Source organism: Paraburkholderia sp. SIMBA_054, from assembly GCF_046534875.1.
GTDB lineage: Bacteria > Pseudomonadota > Gammaproteobacteria > Burkholderiales > Burkholderiaceae > Paraburkholderia > Paraburkholderia hospita.
Map to the genome: position 1 here is coordinate 1 of NZ_JAWRXV010001225.1, position 253 is coordinate 253.

At 62.8% G+C, this 253-nt stretch carries 1 pseudogene; it reads left to right on the forward strand.

From position 1 onward, the window contains the following. Positions 1 to 240: pseudogene (locus SB822_RS59010) on the forward strand (short-chain dehydrogenase); the annotation flags it as partial. Positions 241 to 253 lie beyond the last annotated feature (13 nt).

Below are 253 nucleotides of genomic sequence, written 5' to 3' on the forward strand. Positions count from 1 at the left end.
CGCGTGCTCGAAATCGCGCCGCCGTGGGTCGACACGGATCTCGTCCACAGGAGCGGCGATCCGCGTGCAATGCCGCTCGATGCGTTCATCGCCGAGACCTTGGACAAGCTCGCTACCGCGACGCAGGAAGTGGTGGTCAGCGCTGCCCAGCCGCTGCGCGACAACGTCGGACCTAACGAGTATGCGTTCGTCGACCAGTTCAACCTCTCGTTGAAAGATAACCCCATTCCAGTAGCCTGACGGACCCCAACGG